Annotated in this window: 14 protein-coding genes; 11 read left to right on the top strand and 3 right to left on the bottom strand. The window is 69.1% G+C overall.

The annotated features are described in order from the left end of the window. Nucleotides 1-6 precede the first annotated feature (6 nt). Both ACFQ8E_RS09325 and ACFQ8E_RS09320 read right to left on the bottom strand, forming a co-directional pair. Nucleotides 7-447 carry a MarR family winged helix-turn-helix transcriptional regulator gene (locus ACFQ8E_RS09325; protein ID WP_430550288.1) on the bottom strand — a complete coding sequence of 147 codons (441 nt, stop codon included), beginning with the start codon at nt 445-447 and terminating at the stop codon, nt 7-9. Next, nucleotides 444-1,388 (bottom strand): serine aminopeptidase domain-containing protein, encoded by a 945-nt coding sequence (locus ACFQ8E_RS09320; RefSeq protein WP_430550287.1) that lies wholly within the window; start codon nt 1,386-1,388, stop codon nt 444-446. The genes ACFQ8E_RS09325 and ACFQ8E_RS09320 overlap by 4 nt, the downstream gene beginning before the upstream one ends. Before the next feature lie 81 nt (nt 1,389-1,469). Here ACFQ8E_RS09320 and ACFQ8E_RS09315 point away from each other — a divergent pair, with 81 nt between their 5' ends. Further along, complete coding sequence (locus ACFQ8E_RS09315; protein ID WP_430550286.1) at nt 1,470-1,661, top strand: hypothetical protein; 192 nt, start codon at nt 1,470-1,472, stop codon at nt 1,659-1,661. 42 nt (nt 1,662-1,703) lie between these two features. Here ACFQ8E_RS09315 and ACFQ8E_RS09310 read toward each other — a convergent pair whose 3' ends face one another. Next, the gene (locus tag ACFQ8E_RS09310; RefSeq protein WP_430550285.1) at nt 1,704-2,228 is read right to left on the bottom strand and encodes a hypothetical protein; all 525 of its coding nucleotides are present in this window, start codon (nt 2,226-2,228) and stop codon (nt 1,704-1,706) included. Nucleotides 2,229-2,423: 195 nt separating this feature from the next. Between ACFQ8E_RS09310 and ACFQ8E_RS09305 the strand changes: the two genes are divergently transcribed. From ACFQ8E_RS09305 to qatD, 10 genes are all read left to right on the top strand, one after another. Beyond that, a complete protein-coding gene (locus tag ACFQ8E_RS09305) occupies nt 2,424-3,338 on the top strand; it encodes a restriction endonuclease (protein ID WP_430550284.1) in 915 nt (304 codons plus the stop codon). 409 nt (nt 3,339-3,747) lie between these two features. Continuing rightward, a complete protein-coding gene (locus ACFQ8E_RS09300) occupies nt 3,748-4,872 on the top strand; it encodes a hypothetical protein (protein WP_430550283.1) in 1,125 nt (374 codons plus the stop codon). A gap of 162 nt (nt 4,873-5,034) precedes the next feature. Next, complete coding sequence (locus tag ACFQ8E_RS09295; protein WP_430550282.1) at nt 5,035-6,357, top strand: hypothetical protein; 1,323 nt, start codon at nt 5,035-5,037, stop codon at nt 6,355-6,357. Between the two features lie 30 nt (nt 6,358-6,387). Next, nucleotides 6,388-6,666 carry a hypothetical protein gene (locus ACFQ8E_RS09290; RefSeq protein WP_430550281.1) on the top strand — a complete coding sequence of 93 codons (279 nt, stop codon included), beginning with the start codon at nt 6,388-6,390 and terminating at the stop codon, nt 6,664-6,666. A 135-nt stretch (nt 6,667-6,801) separates the two neighbouring features. Further along, on the top strand, nt 6,802-7,200 hold the full coding sequence (locus tag ACFQ8E_RS09285; protein WP_430550280.1) for a GIY-YIG nuclease family protein: 399 nt from the start codon (nt 6,802-6,804) through the stop codon (nt 7,198-7,200). 77 nt (nt 7,201-7,277) lie between these two features. After that, the gene (mobF, locus tag ACFQ8E_RS09280; protein ID WP_430550279.1) at nt 7,278-10,619 is read left to right on the top strand and encodes a MobF family relaxase; all 3,342 of its coding nucleotides are present in this window, start codon (nt 7,278-7,280) and stop codon (nt 10,617-10,619) included. Between the two features lie 138 nt (nt 10,620-10,757). Beyond that, nucleotides 10,758-12,668, top strand: coding sequence for a P-loop NTPase fold protein (locus ACFQ8E_RS09275; RefSeq protein ID WP_430550278.1), 1,911 nt, complete (start codon nt 10,758-10,760; stop codon nt 12,666-12,668). A gap of 55 nt (nt 12,669-12,723) precedes the next feature. After that, entirely contained in the window at nt 12,724-13,455 is a 732-nt protein-coding gene (gene qatB / locus ACFQ8E_RS09270) for a Qat anti-phage system associated protein QatB (RefSeq protein ID WP_430550277.1), read from the top strand. Beyond that, nucleotides 13,452-14,723, top strand: coding sequence for a Qat anti-phage system QueC-like protein QatC (qatC, locus tag ACFQ8E_RS09265; RefSeq protein WP_430550276.1), 1,272 nt, complete (start codon nt 13,452-13,454; stop codon nt 14,721-14,723). Before qatB ends, qatC begins: the two co-directional genes overlap by 4 nt. Beyond that, a complete protein-coding gene (qatD, locus tag ACFQ8E_RS09260) occupies nt 14,720-15,448 on the top strand; it encodes a Qat anti-phage system TatD family nuclease QatD (protein ID WP_430550275.1) in 729 nt (242 codons plus the stop codon). Before qatC ends, qatD begins: the two co-directional genes overlap by 4 nt. Nucleotides 15,449-15,450: the final 2 nt, after the last annotated feature.

The following is a 15,450-nucleotide window of genomic DNA, read 5'->3' as shown; positions in this document are numbered from 1 at the left end:
CCCCCCTCACCCCAGGGAGTGCCTCACGTGCTCGAGCCAACGGGCGACCGTGGCGAGCTCGTCGTCGGTGAAGCCGTCGGTGAGGCGGTCGTTGACCTCGGCGAGGGCTGCGCGGACGTCGTCCAGCGCGGCGGTGCCGGTGGGTGTGAGGTCGAGGCGGACGGTGCGGCGGTCGTCGGGGTCGGCACGACGGCGTACGAGGTCGGCGCGCTCCATGCGGGCGAGCAGGCCGCTGGCGCCGGCCGGGGAGGCCTCCAGCGCGGCCGTGATCTCGCCGATGGTCGCGCCGGGGTGGTCGGCGAGGTGCAGCAGCACGCCGGCGGCGGGGGCGCCGAATCCCTGGCCGCCGTTCCCCGCGGTGTGCGCGCCGCGCCGCGCGATCCAGCGCCGCAGCTGGCGCTCCGCCGCGATGGTGAGGAACACGAGCCGCGGCGGGCGGCGCGTCATCGGCGCGGCTTCCTGGCGCGGAAGCGGACGTTCCCGTCCTCCTGCGTCGGCGCGGCCTCGGCGCGGGCGTCGAGCCAGGCGAGGAGCTCGGGCCACAGCGTGTCGCGCAGGCCGCGGCGGAAGAAGCCCAGGTGCCCGATCGTCTCCACGCCGCCGTCGGCGGGGCTCCACGTGCGTCGCTCGACACGGGCGGCCGTGAGGCGGTCGGTGATCGCGTCGATCTGCGCGGGGGTGGACCACGGGTCGTCGGTGAACCCGAGGGCGAGGACGTCACCGGTGACGCGCGCCGCGTCCTCGGCGGCGGTCATGGTCGGGTCGTCGAAGAAGTAGTGCGGCATGGTCGACCAGCGGCTCCACTCGAGCATCGCGGCGGCGGGCATGTCCTCCCCGAGGCCCATGCGGCGCCCGGGCACGTAGCCCAGCACCCGCGCCGCCGCGGGCCCGAGCGCCCGCAGGATCAGCCGGACGCGTGCTCGTTCGCGCCGGTCGGGGATCGTGGCCGTCCCGGCGACGTGCGACGCGACCGTGACGAACCCGGCCAGCCCCCGCGACCCGTTGCCCAGCGCCAGCGCGTGCCCGCCGATGCTGTGCCCGATGGCCAGCTGCGGCACGTCGCCGAACCGTGGGCGAGCCCACGCCGCGACCGCGGGGACGTCGTCGGACATCCAGTCCCGCATGCGCAGGCCGCGATGCTCGCGCGGGCTGCCGGATCGGCCCGTGCCGCGGTAGTCGTAGGTGACGGCCACGTACCCGCTGGTGGCGAGGAACTCCGCGAACCCCGTGTACAGGCGCTCGGGGACCGCCGTCGCGGGGTGGATCACCACGACGCCGCGCGGAGACTCGTCCGCGGGCTTGCGCACCGTGCCGACGACCCATCCGCCTGCCGGGATCTGGATCCGCAGCTCCTCGGACTCGACCATCGCCTCGTCGTCACTTCGCATGCGAAATACCCTAGCGGCCCGCGTGACCGCGCCCGTGGTCGCGCGGCCTTGGGGGCGGGTCGTGTGTGGCACTCTGCGGTCGTGAATCAGCCGACCCGCCCACGACGGGGCTTCTGGTATCGGGTGGGGCGACCGTTCCGAGCCCTCGGGCGCGGCCTCGCGAGAGTCCTGGAGTTCTTCGACCTCATCAGCGTCGTCGTGAACGTCGGACGCGGCATTGTCTGGCTCGTCCGTGGTGTGGGGAGCGTCGTGGCGCGTGCCTTCGACTGGTGATCTGCGCACAGCCGTTAGCGCACGGCCGTCATCGGCGCGGTGTCAGCAGCCGTCGAACTTCCACTCGCCGTCCTCGAGCACCCACGGTTGAGAGGACACCGTGCCTTCGTCGGTGGAGGACCGGTAGTCGTACGTGACCACGGCCAGGTCGCCGTCGAACCGGTCGATGGTGATGTTCTCGGCCTGCGGGCGCTCGGTCCCCTCCGGGTAGTTCACCTTCTGCGCGGAGATCTCCCCGAGTGCCTGGTTGCGGGCGGAGTTGTCGCTGAGGCAACGCTCCGACCACATGTCCTCGACGGCCGTCTCGTAGTCGGCGGCAAAGTAGGCGTCGGTATATGCGGACACGGCGTCCTTCAGCGCGGCCTCCTGGTCCTCGTCCGGGCTCTCCTCCGATATGGAGGAGGGCGCAGAGGACTCCGGGAGTGCCGTCGTCGGCGACTCTTCCGGGGTGTCTGAGCCCGAGGAGGCGGGCGTGTCGATCGGCGACTCGGTGGCCGTTGCCGAGGCGATGGAGTCTTCGGGCGCCGGATCGGGCGCGCAGCCTCCGATGGCAAGGACCGCGATCACCGGCGCGATCCATGAAATCGCGGCCCGTGAGGTGTGCGGGCCAGATTGTGGGGGCATGGACCGAGCGTAGGTTCGCTGTGATGGTCGTGCGCGCGGCAGGCGTGAAGGACCCTCGCAGCGTAAGGACGAACCGCCGGTGAGGGGTCTGGACTCCTTCGGGTTTCGCGCGCGCTCAGTTTCCGCGAGCATCGGCACATGGCGGTTCCCGGGTTCCAGACGTTCTTCCTGCCCACGCTGCGCGTTCTTGCCGATGGCGGCGAGCGCCGGGCACGGGACGCACGTGATGCGGTGGCGGACGTGTTGGCTCTCACGGACGAGGAGCGGCAGGAGGCGGTGCCGACCGGGCAGGCGAAGTACGACAACCGCGCTGCCTGGGCCCAGACGTACCTCTACCAGGCCGGCCTGGTCACTCGCCCGCGCCGAGGTGTCTTAACGATCACTCCAGAAGGGCGCCGTCTCTTGGACTCGGGCGTCGAGGCCCTGACGATCGCGGATCTCGAGGCTTACGACTCGTTCCGCGAGTTCAAGGAGCGGCGTCGGACGTCGAGAACGCGAATGTCCGGCGACGCCCACTCCGACAGTGGGGATGCGACACTGAGCTCCCCCGAGGAGCGCATAGCCGAAGCCGTGTCGGAGCAGCAAGCGAGCCTCGCCGGCGAGCTCCGCACCCGTTTCCGGGACCTTTCTCCACGGGCGTTCGAGATCCTTATCGTCCGGCTGCTGTCGAAGATGGGCTACGGCACGACCGAGACCAGTGATCACACCGGGGGATCCGGTGACGAGGGAATCGACGGGATCATCCGCAAGGACGCGCTGGGCCTCGATCGCGTGTACATGCAGGCGAAGCGCTACGTGGACAACTCCGTCGGCCCCGAGGCGATCAACGCGTTCTACGGCGCGCTCCAGCGCAAGGGGGCGGACCGCGGCGTGTTCATCACCTCGAGCAGCTTCACGGCTGGAGCACGGCGAGCGGAGCAGGACTTCCGGACCATCGTGCTGGTCGACGGCGAACGCCTGGCCGAGCTCATGATCGAGCACGAAGTCGGCGTCCAGGTCGATCACACGGTCGTGCTCAAGAAGGTCGACGAGGACTTCTTCGAGGACCTCTAGTAGGTGCTGGAGCGTCCATCGCATCCACCCGTGCGGGACGGATGCACACGCGGTTCGGGACGTCCCCGTACGCGCCGGCCAGATGCGCTTCACACGTCTGGCACCCGAGGCTTGGCAAAGTCGTTCGAGAGCGTGCCGATCATCCTCGAGACCGTGAACCGCCACGGGTTGCTAATGACGAAATGCTGCATGTGCTGCGCTTCTCGCTGCTCACGCCCACGAGTCTGACCTCGCTCTGCCGATCGTTGCTGACCTGTCGGACGCTCGGCCTGTGCGCGTCCCCCAGGTGAGTGGTCAGGCCCCTCCATCTGTGCGGCCTGGCCCTCGGTATTTCGAACCCGGCGCGTCGCTCGCCCGAGTTGCCGAGCTTCAACCGTCCTGGGCTGCGCCCGGAGCATACGATCGTTCGATGGTGCACGTGCCGGCCTATGTCGCCGACCGGATCCGGCAGCCCGTTCCTGACGGGTGCTCGGTCGTGCCGGGATCCACTCCGATCGTCGTCTTTGGCGATGTGCGCACGGCCACCGTGGCGACCCTCGGCTTCAATCCGAGCAAGAAAGAGTTCGTCACCAACCACGGTGCGCCGGTGGACCCGCGCCGGCTCGCGACCTATGAGTCTCTCGGTGTCGAGACGCTCATGACGGCGACGGACGAGCAGGTCGCCCAAGTGCTGACCGAGTGCTACGAGTACTTTCAGCACTACCCGTACTGGACCTACTTCAAGCCGTCGGAGAACCTGCTGCAGACGACGGTAGGAGCCTCGTACCTCGACGGCACCGCGTGCCACCTCGATCTCATTCAGTGGGCGACCGACCCTGTCTTTGGCAAGTTGCCCGGGACGGTCCGCAAGAAGCTCGTTGCTGCTGATCAGGAGTTCCTCCGCCAGCAGCTCCTCTCCGAGAATGTCCGCCTGGTCCTCCTCAACGGTGCTGGCGTGATCGACGCCGTGAGGAAGATGGGCGTGGATCTCGTCGAGGGCGAGCCTGCTGTCGCCGATGACAGGGTTGCGAAGGTCGTCGTCGGGGAAGAGTACGGGGCCCGCTTCATCGGCTGGAACAGGTTTCTCCCGAGTGCCCGCGGCGTGACGAACGCGCTCAAGCAAGCGATCTACGCCCGGGTCAAGGATGAAGCGGCGAAGGCGGAGTTCACCCTTCATCCCGCGCCCGTAACGCCGTCTGACGGCCTCATCGAGCGCGGCGCGATCGTGACCACAAGGGGCGAGTTGCACGCGCTCCTCAAGGACTGGACTGAGACCTCGAGCGCCGCCACGATCGGCGACGTCGGCACGTTCGGTGGCAAGGCGTGGCTGTCCTGGCAGCACGGTGCCCAGACGATCGTTCTCAACGCCGACACGAGCCGCGCCGCAGTGCTCGATTACCTCGCCTTCGCTGCCGAGCACGGAGTCGACGAACCGTGGCGCGTCGTGGCCAACGCGAAGGGCAAGGTGAACCGTGTCGTCTACCGTGACGACCTGAAGCTGACCGGTTGGTACTGCTACACGGCCAAGCCGTGGATGACACCGGGCGATCTCTGAACGCCGCCCGGGCGTGCTCACAGGCGTTCGCATTCGCCGCTCACGTGCTGCGGTGACCTGCTGTCAAAGTTTCACCCGGGGAGGGGGCAGTACGCGAGCTAGGAGGCGTCGACGTCCTCGAAGAAGTCCTACGCTTCGGGCAGCATACGAACAGGAGGACCCGTGGGCGCCGAGCTTGAGCTGGTCAGTGATGGCAGCGGTCTCGCTGTCGTCGGTGCGGAAGATACGATCGAGCAGTTCCTGCTCGACATCGACCTCGTCGTCACGGACTCGCGTCCGCTGGCGCAGGCGGCCGCGGAGGGTGTCCACGCTGGCAGTGGCCTCGGCGGCCTGGCGCTGCAGGCTGGCGGACAGATCGCGGCCGAGTCTGGTCGCTGGCTCAAGCTCACGGAGGAATCTGCGGCGAAGGTCCGCGAGTTCGGCCTGCAGGCGACTAAGGACAATCCGGCGATCAGTCACGCGATGATCGGTAAGCCGGGCGATGTGCAGTCCTGGATCCAGGTGGTCAACTCTCCGGCCGCGCTCTTCGCGAACCCTGCAGCCCTCGCTTCGATCGGGACGATGATGGCCCAGCGCGAGCTGCAGCGGTCGATCGATGAGCTCCGTGAGTATCTCGCGCAGATCGACAAGAAGGTCGACGACATCCTGCGTGCGCAGAAGGACGGGGTTCTCGCCGAGATGATCGGGGTGTCCCTCCTGGTCGACGACGCCATCACGGTCCGTGACGAGGTCGGCCGGGTTCCGGAGATCACCTGGTCGAAGATCCAGGGTGGTGCGGCGACCATTGCCAGCACTCAGGCATATGCGGTGCGGCGGCTCGATGCGCTGGCTGACGGGCTCGAGTCCGAGCAGGACCTCGGAGACCTGGTCAAGGCGACGCAGGGTGCCCGCACCTCCGTCTCAGAATGGCTCGCGGTGATCGCCCGCTCGGTCCAGGTGCAGGATTCGATCGACGTGCTCGAGCTCGATCGCGTCGCCGATGCGAACCCCGAAGAACTTGACCGGCATCGTGCCGGGCTGCGCCTGGCGCGTCAGAAGCGCCTGGACGTGATCGGCGCCGCTTGCGGCCAGCTCGTCGGTCGCATGAACGAAGCCTCGAGCAGGGCCAACCAGAAGGTGCTCTTCAACCCGTTCGCGTCACCGAAGGTCGTGGGCGCCAGCAACGAAGTGGTCGGCGCTGTCCTTGAGCTCGAGAGGCGCCTCGATCTCGTGACGGAGTCGGAGACCGCCGAGGCGCGTCGTTGGCTTGCCGCTCTCGTGGATACCCGGGACCAGGCGGTCGAATCCGGGCAGGACGCGCTCGTCGCCGCACGACGGCGGAGCGCGCAGGCAGCCGAGAAGACCAGCGATCTGCGGGTCAAGGCGTTCGACGCGGGGACCGATGGCGTCGTTCGTGCGAGCGAGGCCACCAGCAGGTTTTTCGGTGGTCTCGCCGACCGGGCCCGTCGCCGACAGGGCGTTGATGACGAAGCGCGGGTCGACTGAGATGGCGGGCCTTCCTGGATACCTTTCCTGATGTCGCTGACGCTCGACCCGATCCTGCGTAGCGGAGGTATCGACCCCCACGGGGCCCTCGTGATCCGGCACGCGTACGTCAAGGAGCACGAGGACACGGGATTGCCCGGCATCCATGCCGACTCCACCGACGAGGAGATCCTCGCGTATACCCGCCGGCAGTCGGCATCCCCCCGGATCTTCCCCGCCGCGCCGCCGGCCATCTGGGTGGTGTTCGTCCGCGAGGGAGGCGACCGGGCGCGCCTGTGGTCGGTACTCGAGAACCGCGGCGAGGTCTAGAACGACGGCGCGTTCCGCACCTTCGACCTGGTCGCGTCCGAGCGACTCGCGGACCTGAGGGACCGGCTGGTGATCGGGTGGCGTTCCCCGCGGACGTGGCGGCTCAACGGCCCCACGGCCGCGGGCTACCCAGTGATGGAGATCGCCGACGCGCAGCCGGTGCCGTTTCCGGGGTTCGACCGGCTCGTGCTCGACCACGCGCAGCTCCAAGCGGTCATGCGCGAGCACCGCCACGCCGCCTGGCGCACCGCGCTGGCGTCCGTCGTCGGTGTCTACCTGATCACCGATACCCGCGATGGGCGGCACTACGTCGGCAAGGCCGATGGCGCGGAGAGCATCCGGCAGCGCTGGACCGCCTACGCGACCAATGGCCACGGTGGCAACGTCGAACTGCGCACCATCGACCCGACCAGCTTCCGCTTCTCGCTGCTGCGGGTGTTCGACCCGTCAACACCGACGCGGGTGATCGACGAGGCCGAAAGTCATTCCAAGGTCGCCCTAGACTCGCGGGCGCATGGTTTGAATCGAAACTGACTTCCGGCGCGGCATGGCGATCGTCGCGTTGGCTCCGCGAACGATCCGCACTGGGGTGAACTGCACACCTGTCAGGTGTGACGGTCTCGCTGCGGGTGGTCTCGGCTGGGCAGGGGTATGCGTACCTGCTGCGGTCGGTCGTGACTGGTGACGGTAGCGAGCCGCGGGCGTCGGCGTTTACGAGGTACTTCACCGAGGCGGGTACGCCGCCCGGCGTGTGGATGGGTCGCGGGCTTGAGCACCTCGGGGACGGCGTGTTGGAGCCGGGGATGGCGGTGACGCCGGCGCAGCTGCAGGCGCTGCTGGGCCATGGCGTGGATCCGGTGACGGGTGAGCCGTTGGGTCGACCGTTTCGGGAGTACCCGACGGCGAAGGATCGTGCGGCGCGTCGGGTCCGGGGCGTGGATCGGTCGCTGCCGGCGGCGGAGTTCGATGTCGAGGTGGTACGGATCCAGGCGCAGGAGGCGGCGCGTGGTTCGCCGACGGCGACGGCGGGGTTCGACCTGACGTTCTCGGTGCCGAAGTCGGTGTCGGTGCTGTGGGGCCTGGCGGACGCGATGACGCAGGAGTTGATCGTCGCTGCGCACCATGACGCCGTCGGGCAGGTGCTGGACTTCCTCGAGCGCGAGGTGGCCGCCACACGCACGGGGCATGGGGGAGTGGCGCAGGTTCCGGTGGTGGGGGTGGCGGCGGCGGCGTACGACCACTGGGACTCGCGGGCGAACGATCCGCAGCTGCACACGCATCTGGTGATCTCGAACAAGGTCAAGGCCGCCCACGACGGCCGGTGGCGCACGCTGGACTCTCGCGCCCTGCATCACGCCGTCGTCGCGTTGTCTGAGCACTACAACGCGGTCCTCGCCGATCGGCTCACGAACACGTTCGGCATCAGCTGGCAACGGCGCGACCGTGGCACGGACAGATCCGCACAGTGGGAGATCGCCGGCGTCCCGGACGAACTGCTGGCGGAGTTCTCCTCCCGCAGCCGAGACATCGAGGTCGTCAAGGACCGCCTCATCGAGGAGTTCGTCGCGTCGCGCGGGCGCCGGCCGTCCGCGAGGCAGGTCGTGAAGCTGCGTGCGCAGGCCACGCTCGAGACGCGACCCGAGAAGACCATCCACTCCCTGGCGGAGCTGACCTCGGACTGGCGCCGGCGTGCCGAACCGCTGCTCGGTACCGATCCGACGACGTGGGCTCGGCGGGTGGCACTTGGCGGGTCGGTACCGATCCTGAGCGTGGACGCCGTCCCGCCGGACCTAGTCGACGGCGTCGCCGCCCAGATCGTCGACGTCGTCTCGCAGAAGCGCGCCACCTGGACGCACTGGAACCTGTGGGCGGAGGCGTCGCGGCAGACGATGGGCTGGCGGATGGCGACCGCTGCCGACCGTGAGCAGGTCTTGGCGCTCGTGGTCGACGTCGCCACGCGACGTTCCGTGCAGCTCACGCCCGGCGAGCTGGCCAGTACCCCCACGGCGATGCGCCGCCCCGACGGGACGAGCACCCTGCGCCCGCAGCACAGCGAGAAGTTCACCAGCCACGAACTGCTCGCGATGGAGGACCGGCTCCTGCACGTCGCCGACGACGACGCCGGCGGCCAGGCTGTCGATCGGAGGACCGCGGCGCGTGTCGTCGCTGGCAGCACGCCCGACGGCGTCCAGCTCGACGCCGAGCAGGCTCGCGCCGTCTCGCAGCTGCTCACCTCGGGCCGGCGGTTGGAGGTGCTCGTCGGCCCGGCCGGGACGGGCAAGACGACGGCGACGTGTGCCCTGGCGGCGGGGTGGATTGCCGCGCACGGTCGGGGGAGCGTCGTGGGGATGGCGCCGTCGGCCGCGGCCGCGCAGGTGCTGGCTGGCGATCTCGGCATTCGCTGCGACAACACCGCGAAGTGGATCTACGACCACCGCCGTGGGCGCGCGGACTTCGCGCGGGGGCAGCTGGTGATCCTCGACGAGGCCACGCTCGCCTCCACGCGTGCCCTGGACACGATCACTTCCCGTGCCGCGCAGGTCGGCGCGAGGGTCGTGCTCGTCGGCGACCCGGCGCAGCTGCAGTCCGTTGACGCGGGCGGCGCGTTCGCGATGCTGGTCTCGGCGCGCGGCGAGGACGTGCCGCGGCTGACCGAGGTGCACCGGTTCGCGCACGACTGGGAGAAGACCGCCTCGCTGCGCCTGCGGGACGGCGACCCGTCCGTCATCGACCAGTACGAGACACACGGGCGCATCCGCCAGGGCGGCACCGACGAGATGGTCGACGCCGCCTACACCGCCTGGCGACACGATACCGAGCACGGCAGGGCGAGCATCCTCGTGACCGAGTCCGCCGAGTCCGTCCGGCAACTGAACGACCGTGCCCGCGCCGAACGCATCCGCTCCGGCCTGACCTCCGCAAGTCGCGACGTCGTCCTGCGCGACGACGCACGAGCCTCCGCGGGCGACTTGATCGTCACGCGCCGCAACGACCGCCGCCTACGCAACGGTCCGACGGGTTGGGTGCGTAACAGCGACCGCTGGACGGTGACCCGTGTGCGCGTCGACGGCGGGTTGGAGGTCCGCCCCGAGGGGCGACGTCGGGGGAGCGTGGTGCTGCCGGCGGGGTACGTGGCCGAGCACGTCGACCTGGGCTACGCCGTCACCGCGCACCGCGCCCAAGGGTTGACCGTCGACACCGCGCACGTCGTGGTCTCGCCGTCCAGCATCCGCGAGAACCTCTATGTCTCGATGACGCGAGGCCGCCAGACGAACACCGCCTACGTCGCGCTCGATCGGCCCGACCAGCTGCACGCCACCCCGCCCGACCTGGACGTCACCGCGCGGAGCATCCTGTTCGGAGTCCTGCACCACACCGGCGCAGAGGTCTCAGCACATCAGGCGACCGAGGCCGAGCAGAACCGCTGGGCCGGCATCGCCCAACTCGCCGCCGAGTACGAGGCCATCGCCACCGACGCGCAACGTGATCGCTGGACCTGGCTCGTGCGCAATGCTCTGTGCGGCGCCGGCGGCCTCGCGCGCGACGACGCCGACAGGGCGGTCCATTCCGAGGCCTTCGGGGTCCTCGCGGCGGGACTGCGGCGTGCGGAGGCGTACGGGTACGACGTCGACGCGCTGGTGACGTGCCTCGTCGGATGGCGGAGCCTTCTCGACGCCGACGACATCGCCGCGGTTGTGACCGCACGCCTGGCTCGCGCGACTGCGCGACCGGAGTGCGGCGTGAAGCCCGACCTCATCGCAGGACGCATCGCGGCCGCCCGCGGTCCGATGACGGAGGACGCTGCACGTGCCTTGTCAGAGCGTCGTGCGCTGATCGAGGGTCGAGCCCAGGGGGACCGATGGCAGGTTGCCCTGCAGGCAAGAGCAGTGTCGGTTGCGCGGCACCGTCGGCGCAGGACGACGGGTCACGCTCAGCGAATCATTCCGCGGTGATGAGTTCTGATCGAGCGAACCGGGGCAGGCCTCGAAGAGGAACGGCGCGCGAGCATCGGAAACCCCGACCCGGCGTGCCCAACCCACCGAAATCACCCGCAAACTACCCTCCGGGACCGCGGAGCGGGCCCTACCCTCATGCTCGGGCATGCAACGCTGCGCAAGGTTCAGGGGGACGAAGTCGTGTGGTCTGACAACGAGACCGATCGGGACCTGCTCAACTTCCAGGGGGTCGCTGACACCGTCGCCGAGTTCATTCTTCAGGCGAACGGGGCGCCCATCTCCGTGGGCGTCTCGGGTGCCTGGGGTGTGGGCAAGTCGACGATGATCCAACTGACGCGGGCGGCGCTCGAGGAGAAGCGCCACGCGGACGACCCGACAGAGTTCGTGTTCGTTGAGTTCAACGCGTGGCTGTACCAGGGTTACGACGACGCTCGCGCGGCACTGCTGGACGTGATCGCCGCCAAGCTGGAGGCCATCGCTGAGGAACGAAAGTCCGGGACCGACAAGGTCAAGGAGTTCATGCGCCGGGTCAGGTGGCTGCGCCTGGCGAAGCTCGTGGCCCTGCCGGCGGCGGCTGTGGCGCTGGGGATCCCGCCGGTGGGTCTCGGTGGCGAGATCGCCGAGGTGGTGCGCGACGTGCGCGATGGTGCGGCCGATGGTGAGCAGATCGAGAGCGTCGGGAGCGCCCTGGCCGCGGCGGGCGCGGGACTGCTCAAGCCCGGGCTGGAGATGTCTCCGCCGAAGGAGATCCAGGCGCTGCGCGACAGTTTCGAGGAGACGCTCGAGGCGATCGGGGTCACGCTCGTCGTGCTGATCGACGACCTGGATCGTTGCCTGCCCGAGACTGCGATCTCCACGCTCGAGGCGATCCGACTGTTGCTGTTTCTGCAGAACACCGCCTTCGTCATCGCGGCCGACGACGAGATGATCAAGCGGGCCGTCAAGAAGCACTTCGGCGGCCTCGACGACGACGAACTCGTGACGAATTACTTCGACAAGCTCATCCAGGTGCCCATCAAGGTCCCGGCGCTCGGGATCCAGGAGGTGCGCGCCTACATGATGATGCTGTTCATCGACGACAGCACAGAGCTCGACATCGCCAGCAAGAACACACTACGAACGGCGATTGCGGCGGGCCTACGCGGGTCCTGGAAGGGCGTGCGCGTCGACGGCGCTTTTGTGTCGCAGGTCGACGACCAGCTGCCGGCTGCCCTCGTGACGAGGCTTGAGACGGCCGAGCGTCTGGCGCCGCTGATGACGGGCGCCACCCACATCGTCGGGAACCCGCGACTGATCAAGCGCTTCCTGAACGCGCTGTCGATCCGGATGTCGATTGCTCGGGCGCAGGGTGTCGACGTGGACGAGGCGGTGCTGGCAAAGCTGCTGCTGTTCGAACGGGTGGTTGAGGCTCCCGTGTTCGTCGAGCTCGCGACGAAGGTCAACGAGGACCCCGACGGTCGTCCGACGTTCCTCGGGCCGTGGGAGGCGGCCGTGGCCGCAGGTGCGGAACTCGAGCTCCCCAAGGGGTGGGACACCGCCTTTGCCCGCGACTGGCTGGGGCTGGAGCCGGAGCTCGCCGGCATCGACCTGCGCGGCGCGCTGTACGTCGGGCGCGAGCAGGCACCGCTCGTCACCGGCTCGGACAAGCTGTCGGCGGCTGCCGTGGAACTGCTCACTGCGCTCACCGAGTATCCGCGCGAGGCCCCCCGGATGAAGGACGACCTTGCTGCTTTGCCTAGCGTGGAGCAGGGGTTCATCCTCGACCGCCTGCTCGCGATTGCCCGACCGATCCAGTCCTGGGGCAGCCCGCCGATCCTTGACGCCTGCCTGACGATGGCGAGCATCGACCCGGCGTGGGGCCAGAAGCTAGCCCGCTTCCTGGTCGAGCGCCCGCAGACTCAGATCAGCGCGAGTGTGGTGCCGAAGATCGCCGGGCAGGAGTGGTCGTCCTCGGTGTTCGGCGTCTGGAAGCAGGCAGAGGGCATCAAGGCACCGGTCAAGAATGCCATCGCGGAGCGGAGCGGCAGTGGGAACCTCGCAAAGTAGCAGTGGACCGTCCGCGTCCGTTGCCCTGATCCCACCATGGGTGGAGGACATCCCCATGGACCCGCCCGCCGGTGAGCTGCCGCTCGACGAGCCGACGCCGGACGGGACGACCCCGGTCGCCGCACCTGCGAGGTTCCGCGACGCGCGTACAAGCATCGGGCGGTATGCACGTTCCGGCGGCCGCGAGCAGATGCGCCGTGCTCTCGGGCACTACGTCCGCAGTGGGTACGGCGGTGGCGCGACGATGGCGCGGCGGCTTAGCGGCACCTCGCGGACCGCCGCAAGGCTGGGTGCGGCGCTGCGGCCGGGGGCCGGGCCGGACCTGGCTGCAGCTCGCGATGCCGCCATCGCCGGCGGCAAGAACGCCCAGTCCGTCCTTGATGCCATTGTCGAGGCGATCAGGCCGGTCGACGGTACCCAAGACGCCGAGTCGTCGCGCCGGGCGGTCCGCGATGCGCTCTCGGACGTGCTGGAGCGATACCCCGACGCGGACCTGCTCGACTTGGACGACGCACAGCGGCAGTACGTCGTCCAGAGGTTCGTCGGGCTGGATGTATACAACCGGTTCTGCCTCGACTTGGGCGAGAAGCTTGACGAGCACGCGTCGTCCGCGTCTGTTGCCGCGGCTCGGTCCGCGGAGGTACGGGAGTACATTGCCGCGACTGTCGCCGCGGAATTCGACAAGCTCTGGGCCGTCGGCGTGACGCCCGCCAGCCCGGAGCTGGCACGCGTGACCCAAGGCGCGCTCAGGGAGACGTTCCGGGTGTTCGAGGGGTACCTGCAATGAAGTTCACCAGCGGTCCGAAGTCGATCCTTGGCAGGTCATCCGGAGTCGGCGCGACACCGGTCGTGCTGTACAGCAAGACCACTCCCGCCGGTGGTATCTCGGCCGGAGGTTCGGCGGCCGCCACGGTGCGACGCATGCGCCTGGAACCCGCCCCGGTGGCCTGGGACCTGGTCTCCCTCGCGCTGACCGCGGTCGCGGCGGACTTCACCGTGCGGCGGGACGCGAGCGTCGACGGGTGGACCCGGGAGATCGATCTGGAGGTGGCGGTGAGCGAAGCGTCGCGGTGGGCCGGCCTCACCGACCGAATCGCGTCAACGCTGGCGTTCCTCACCACCGACCGTTGGTCCATCGGGTTCGCCGACGGCGTCGACCTGCCCGAGGCGCCGAAGAAGCCCCGCCTGTCCACGGCAGACTCCGCGGTGCTCCTGTCCGGCGGCCTCGACAGCCTCATCGGTGTGACCGACCTGCACGCCGCCGGGTCTTCGATCCTCGCCGTCAGCCACACCGTGCGCGGCGACCAGGCCAATCAGGTCCGCTTCGCTCAGAGGGCCGCCGCCGTCGATCACCTCCAGGTGAACCACAACGTCAGCACCCCGTGGACGGCCAGCGAGACGTCGCAGCGCGCACGCTCGCTTCTGTTCCTGGCGTTCGCGGTGCTCGCCGCGACCGCCACCCAGCGGTACGCGGACGGGGACGTGGTGCCGGTCTACATCTGCGAGAACGGGTTCATCGCGATCAACCCGCCCTTGACCCCCGGGCGGGTCGGCAGCCTGAGTACCCGCACCGCGCATCCCCACTACCTGGGCGAATTCCAAACGATCCTGAATGCGGTCGGGTTGAGGGTGGAGCTGCGGAACCCGTACGCCGAGAAGACGAAGGGCCAGATGATCCAGGCGAGCGCCGACCCGGAGCTGCTGGCCGAGCTTGCGGTGGAGTCGACGAGTTGCGGTCGCTACCAGCGCTACGGTCTCCAGCACTGCGGGCGGTGCCTGCCGTGTAGCGTCCGTCGGGCGGCGTTCCTGTCCGCGGGCTTGCCGGACACGACGACATACAGGTACGACGACCTCGGGACGTACGCCAGCGCCGATCTCGAGGACCTGCGCGCTATCGCCAGGGCGCGGATTCAGGTCAAGGACCAGGGCCTCGACCGCTGGATCGGCAACGCCTTGAGCTCCCCGCACGTCAAGAACTCCCAAGAGCTACGCACGATGCTCGAGCGGGGGTTAGGGGAGCTCGGTGACCTGCTCGACCATTACGGTGTGGTGTGATTGACTTTCACTGCCACCTCGACCTGTACCCGGACCCCGTGGCGGTCGCTGACGAGATCGAGCGCCGCCGAGTCGGTGTTCTGTCGGTCACGACAACGCCGGCCGCCTGGGCCGGGACGGTTCGCCTAGCTCAGGGGCGGCCCTCCATCCGCACTGCGCTGGGATTTCACCCCGAGCTCGCCGGTTCGCGGTATCGCGAGCTCGACCTGTTCGACCGGCACCTGCCCGAGACCCGGTTCGTGGGTGAGGTGGGGCTAGACGGTTCGCCGCAGCACCTCAGCAGCTGGGAGTCGCAGGTCCTGGTGTTTGACCACGTCTTGAAGGCTTGCGAGCAGGCGGGGGAAAAAGTCCTGTCCGTACACAGTCGTCGTGCCGCGTCGCAGGTCCTCGACTGCCTGGACCGGCACCCCGCGTTAAGCAAGGTGGCCATGCACTGGTTCTCCGGAACCAAGGCCGAGCTCCGCCGGGCAGTCGAACGAGGATGCTGGTTCAGTGTCGGCCCTGCGATGCTGCTGGGCGCGCGGGGGCGTTCGCTGGTCTCCGAGATCCCAAGCGACCGGCTGGTCCTGGAGACAGACGGGCCGTTCGCGCAGAAGAACCGCCGGCCGCTGCGACCGTGGGACGTGACAGCCGTAGTCGACGACTTGGCGGATCTGTGGGGAACTACCCGCCGGGGCGCGGCCCAAATCGTTCGGGCGAACGAGGTGGCTTTGCTTGCGCTGTGAGG

This window comes from Isoptericola sp. NPDC056573, assembly GCF_042793335.1.
Taxonomy (GTDB): domain Bacteria; phylum Actinomycetota; class Actinomycetes; order Actinomycetales; family Cellulomonadaceae; genus Isoptericola.
This window is presented reverse-complemented; position numbering and strand designations above follow the sequence as displayed.